At 66.6% G+C, this 5191-nt stretch carries 6 protein-coding genes; all 6 read left to right on the forward strand.

Going from position 1 to position 5191, the window contains the following annotated elements; genetic code table 11:
• Positions 1 to 132: 132 nt before the first annotated feature.
• The 6 genes from ACOQFS_RS07840 to ACOQFS_RS07865 all read left to right on the forward strand — a co-directional run bounded on the left by ACOQFS_RS07840 (position 133) and on the right by ACOQFS_RS07865 (position 5016).
• Positions 133 to 744 carry a hypothetical protein gene (locus ACOQFS_RS07840; protein ID WP_421562336.1) on the forward strand — a complete coding sequence of 204 codons (612 nt, stop codon included), beginning with the start codon at positions 133 to 135 and terminating at the stop codon, positions 742 to 744.
• Positions 728 to 1336 (forward strand): TlpA family protein disulfide reductase, encoded by a 609-nt coding sequence (locus tag ACOQFS_RS07845; RefSeq protein ID WP_421562337.1) that lies wholly within the window; start codon positions 728 to 730, stop codon positions 1334 to 1336. The genes ACOQFS_RS07840 and ACOQFS_RS07845 overlap by 17 nt, the downstream gene beginning before the upstream one ends.
• A gap of 158 nt (positions 1337 to 1494) precedes the next feature.
• On the forward strand, positions 1495 to 1959 hold the full coding sequence (gene accB / locus ACOQFS_RS07850) for an acetyl-CoA carboxylase biotin carboxyl carrier protein (protein ID WP_421562338.1): 465 nt from the start codon (positions 1495 to 1497) through the stop codon (positions 1957 to 1959).
• 116 nt (positions 1960 to 2075) lie between these two features.
• Positions 2076 to 3425 (forward strand): acetyl-CoA carboxylase biotin carboxylase subunit, encoded by a 1350-nt coding sequence (gene accC / locus ACOQFS_RS07855; RefSeq protein WP_421562339.1) that lies wholly within the window; start codon positions 2076 to 2078, stop codon positions 3423 to 3425.
• 287 nt (positions 3426 to 3712) lie between these two features.
• On the forward strand, positions 3713 to 4648 hold the full coding sequence (locus ACOQFS_RS07860; protein ID WP_421562340.1) for a DMT family transporter: 936 nt from the start codon (positions 3713 to 3715) through the stop codon (positions 4646 to 4648).
• Positions 4649 to 4788: 140 nt separating this feature from the next.
• Positions 4789 to 5016 carry a hypothetical protein gene (locus tag ACOQFS_RS07865; RefSeq protein ID WP_421562341.1) on the forward strand — a complete coding sequence of 76 codons (228 nt, stop codon included), beginning with the start codon at positions 4789 to 4791 and terminating at the stop codon, positions 5014 to 5016.
• The last annotated feature ends 175 nt before the right edge of the window (positions 5017 to 5191 follow it).

Consider the following 5191-nt stretch of genomic DNA (forward strand, 5'->3'; position numbering starts at 1 on the left):
TCGTGCGATGGCGCCACAATGCGGCCTAGGAGTCTGCGCGGCAGAAGGAGCATCGGCTGCAACGCACGATAAACCGGTCTCGCGCAGACTCCACGGCCCTTGCACCTGCCAAGCAACCGCTTGCCTTCTGCCATGAACACATCCTTGAGCGACGAAATCGCCCACACCACGGCCCGGCTGGTGGTGGAGGAGGGCCTGGAATGGGGCCCGGCCAAGCGCCGCGCCGTGCGCGAGCTGGGCCTGCCCGCCCGCACGCCCCTGCCCGACAACGACCGCGTCGAGGCAGCCGTGCGTGAATACATCCAGATCTTCTGCGCCGACACGCAGCCGCGCGAGCTGAGGGCTCTGCGGCAGCTGGCGCTGGTGTGGATGGAGCGCATGGCGGTCTTCCGGCCCCATCTGGCGGGCGCGGTGTGGCACGGCACGGCCACGCGGCTTTCCGATATTTATCTGCAGTTGTTCTGCGATGACCCAAAATCGGCAGAGATTGCGTTGATCGATCACCATGTGGACTACGAGCCGCGCACGGTGACGGGCTTCAACGGCCAGCCGGTGGAAGCCCTGAGCCTGAGCAGCCTCAGCCCCGAGCTGTCCGAAATGATCGGCGTGCACCTGCTCATCTACGACCTGGACGACCTGCGCGGCGCGCTGCGGCCCGACACCCAGGGCCGCACGCCCCGGGGCGATCTGGCTGCGGTGCGCCGCTTGCTCCAAGACACGCAACCCCATGACGAACCCCGCTGACCCCTCTTCTCCCCCGCTTGCTGCCAATGCTGCCGCCCCTGCGGCGCCCCGTGCCGACGCGTCTTCGTCGTCCGCCCGCCGCCGCCTGCTGTATGCAGGCGTGGCGGGCGCCGCGGCGCTCGGCGGCGCCGGTCTGGCGTGGTGGAAGTTCCAGCCCCACGCGATGGAGCCGGGCGCCGAGCGGGCGCTGTGGGGCATGTCCTTTGACAAGCCCGAGGGGGGCGCCCTGGCGATGCAGGCGTTTGCGGGCAAGCCGCTGCTGCTGAATTTCTGGGCCACCTGGTGCCCGCCCTGTGTGGACGAGCTGCCGATGTTGAACGCGTTTTACCGCGAACACGCGCCCAAGGGCTGGCAGGTGCTGGGGCTGGCCATCGACCAGCCCTCGGCCGTGCGAAAGTTTCTGGAGCGCATCCCGCTGGATTTCCCGGTGGGACTGGCCGGGCTGGGCGGCACCGACCTCGGCCGGTCGCTGGGCAACCTGACGGGCGGGCTGCCGTTCACCGTGGTCCTGGGTGCAGCCGGGCGGGTGCTGCATCGTAAAATGGGCCAGATCACGCCCCAGGACCTGCAGGATTGGTCGGTCCTGCGCTGAAGGATCGGCAGGCATCCAACGCCCTGCTGCATGCAAAAGCGCTGCCGAATGGCGGTTTGGGGTTGCTGGAGTTCATGAAAATTGATGATCGATGGCTGAGATAGGGTGAATTTGGAGTAAATTCGCGCCCTATTCAGTTTTTAGCCGTTGGAGCTTTCATGGATCTGCGAAAACTCAAAACCCTGATCGACCTGGTGTCCGAGTCGAATGTGTCCGAACTCGAAATCACCGAGGCCGAAGGCAAGGTCCGCATCGTCAAGAGCGGCGGCGCAGTGGTTCAGCAGTATGTTCCGGCCCCCGTGCAGGCAGCGCCCGCACCCGCCCCGGCAGCCGCAGCCCCCGTGGCCGAGCTGCCCGCGCCTGCTGCAGCCGCAGCGGCGGCCCCGTCGGGCCACATCGTCAAGTCACCCATGGTGGGTACCTTCTACCGCTCGTCCAGCCCCGGCGCCAAGCCCTTTGTCGAAGTGGGCAGCCAGGTCAAGGAAGGCGAGACCATCTGCATCATCGAGGCCATGAAGATCCTGAACGAGATCGAGGCCGACAAGTCGGGCACGGTGACTCGCATCCTGGGTGAGAACGGCCAGGCCGTGGAATACGGACAACCTTTGTTCGTCATCGAATAAGGCGCGCATGTTCAAGAAAATTCTGGTCGCAAACCGCGGGGGGCTTGCCGCAGGCAAGGCGAAGCAAATTGCACTGGCGCGCGCCAGCGCGCGGGCGATGAGCCGCGAGACAGCTTATGTTTAAGAAAATACTGGTCGCCAATCGCGGCGAAATTGCCCTTCGCATTCAGCGCGCCTGTAGCGAGCTGGGCATCAAGGCCGTGATGGTCTATTCCGAGGCCGACCGCGACGCCAAGTACGTCAAGCTGGCCGAGGAGGCCGTCTGCATCGGCCCCGCACCGTCTCCGCTGTCGTACCTCAACATGCCGGCCATCATCTCGGCCGCCGAGGTGACCGACGCCGAGGCCATCCACCCCGGCTACGGCTTTCTGTCCGAAAACGCCGACTTCGCCGAGCGCGTGGAAAAGAGCGGCTTCCAGTTCATCGGCCCCACGCCCGAATCGATCCGCATCATGGGCGACAAGGTCTCGGCCAAGCAGGCGATGATCCGCGCGGGCGTGCCCTGCGTGCCGGGCTCCGAGGGCGAGCTGCCCGACGACCCGGTGCAGATCCGCCGCATCGCCAAGGCCATCGGCTATCCGGTCATCATCAAGGCCGCAGGCGGCGGCGGTGGCCGGGGCATGCGCGTGGTGCACACCGAGGCGGCCCTGGTCAACGCCGTGCAGATGACCAAGGCCGAAGCCGGTGCGGCCTTTGGCAACCCGGCCGTGTACATGGAGAAGTTCCTCCAGAACCCGCGCCACATCGAGATCCAGGTGCTGGCCGACAAGCACCGCAATGCGGTGTACCTGGGCGAGCGCGACTGCTCCATGCAGCGCCGCCACCAGAAGGTGATCGAAGAGGCGCCGGCCCCGGGCATCCCGCGCAAGCTGATCGAGAAGATTGGCGAGCGCTGCGTGGCGGCCTGCAAGAAGATCGGCTACCGTGGCGCGGGCACGTTCGAGTTCCTGTATGAAAACGGCGAGTTCTACTTCATCGAGATGAACACCCGCGTGCAGGTGGAGCACCCCGTGACCGAGTGGATCACGGGCGTGGACATCGTGAAGACGCAGATCATGGTGGCGGCCGGCGAAAAGCTGCCCTTCACCCAGCGGCAGATCGAGATCCGCGGCCACGCCATCGAATGCCGGGTGAACGCGGAAGACCCGTACAAGTTCATCCCGTCGCCCGGGCGCATCACCACCTGGCACCCGCCAGGCGGCCCCGGCGTGCGCGTGGACTCGCACGCCTACACCAACTACTTCGTGCCCCCCAACTACGACTCGATGATCGGCAAGATCATCGTGCATGGCGACACGCGCGAGCAGGCGCTGGCGCGCATGCGCACGGCGCTGTCGGAGACGGTGATCGAGGGCATCAACACCAATGTGCCACTGCATCGCGAGCTGATGGTGGACGCCAAGTTCATGGCCGGGGGCACCAACATCCACTATTTGGAAGAATGGCTCTCGCACCACAAGCGGTGAGCGTCTCAGTCCACTGAAACCGAGAAATCGGCTGTGCGTGAGGGTCTGGCAGGGCCGCAATCTAGGCGTCGGGCGCAGCCGGGTTGGACACCCGGCGAGCACGGCAACGACGAGAGCGGCCCTGCCAGACCCTCACCCTTCGGGCCGGGGTGGCATCGGGCGCATCGCGGCGTTGGGGGCTTTGCCAAGGCGGCCAGCCTTGGCCGCAGCCCGCGCCTTGCGCTGCATCCCGTTGCCACCCCGGCGCACAGCCGATTTCTCGGCTTCAGTGGACTAAAGTGCTGCCCATGTCCCCACCCGTCATCGCCACATCCACCGCACCGGCTGCGTCGCCAGTGCTCCCGACCTCCGGCAACCTGCACGGCATTCTGGCCATGGTGGCCGCAGTGGGGTTCTTTTCCGTGATGGACGCGCTGCTCAAGACCTTGTCGGCCAGCTACCCAGCCATGCAGGTGGCGGCGCTGCGGGGGTGGGCGGCGTTGCCGCTGGTGGTGCTGTATGTGCTGTGGCGCGGCGAGGCGCGCGGGCTGCTCAAAGTGCGCTGGCCGCTGCATCTGCTGCGGGGTGTGCTCAACGTGTCGATGCTGGCGCTGTTTGCCTATGCGATCAAGGAGCTGGCGCTGGCCGAGGCCTACACGCTGTTCTTCATTGCGCCGCTCATCATCACGGCGCTGTCGACCGTGGTGCTGGGCGAGAAGGTGCGGGGCGCGCACTGGGTGGCGATTGCGCTCGGGCTGCTGGGGGTGGTGGTGGCGCTGCGGCCCAACCAGGATGCGTTCTTCACGCTGGGTGCGCTGGCGGTGCTGGGCGCGGCCGTGGGCTATGCGGTGTCGGCCATCACGGGCCGCGTGCTCACGCGCACCGACTCCAGCGCCAGCCTGGTGTTCTGGACCACGGCCTTCCTCGCGCTGGGCGCCGGGGCACTGGCACTGCCCGGCTGGGTGGGGGTGCAGTCGGCACACTGGCCGCTGGTGGCCGGGCTTGCGGTGACGGGTTTTGCGGGCCAGCTGGCGATCACCGAGGCGTTTCGCCACGGACAGGCGTCGGTGGTGGCGCCGTTTGAATACACCGCGCTGGCCTGGGGCATGGGGCTGGACTGGGTGCTGTGGCAGGCGGTGCCCGGCGTGCCCACCCTGGTGGGCGGCGCCATCATCATCGGCAGCGGGCTCTATCTGGTGCGGCAGGAGCACGCACAGCGCACACAGTCGGCCGCGCCGGGCTGACTTTGCTGGTCAACCCGTCACCACCGGCGCATCATTCGCCCCTGCCGTGCGCACGCGCGCGGCTCGGTCTGACACCCGGGCGCCGCGCCACGGCCTGTAATGAAGGCTTTCCAACGCTTCATGCCGACAAGGAGCCCGCCATGTCTTCACCCTCCCCCCAGCAAGCCACCATCAAGGGCCATGTGACCTACACCCCCGGCGACGGCGCCCCCCTCACCATTCCCAAGGGCCCTGTGGAAGTGACACGCGCCAAGGACAGCACCACCCTGAGCTGGACAGCCGACAACGACGCCGCAGGTTCGGCCGCCCTGCCCCAGGACCAGTTCAACCAGTACGTGCGCGAGGGCAAGATCCAGCTGCACAGCTGACCCGGCCTGCCCCCCTCTTCGCACAGCGCAGTGCACGGGCAGATTACTATTATTTTGATAGCTGAAAGCGCTTTACCATCAAGCGCTGACGCCACTTTTGACCCTAGAGCCTGTTCAATGTCTTTTTGGAGTCGCACAAGGTCCTTGCCGGGATGGGATGCCAGGCGCGGTGCGC

Origin of the sequence: Paracidovorax sp. MALMAid1276, from assembly GCF_049198005.1 — a bacterium.
Lineage (GTDB): Bacteria > Pseudomonadota > Gammaproteobacteria > Burkholderiales > Burkholderiaceae_C > Acidovorax.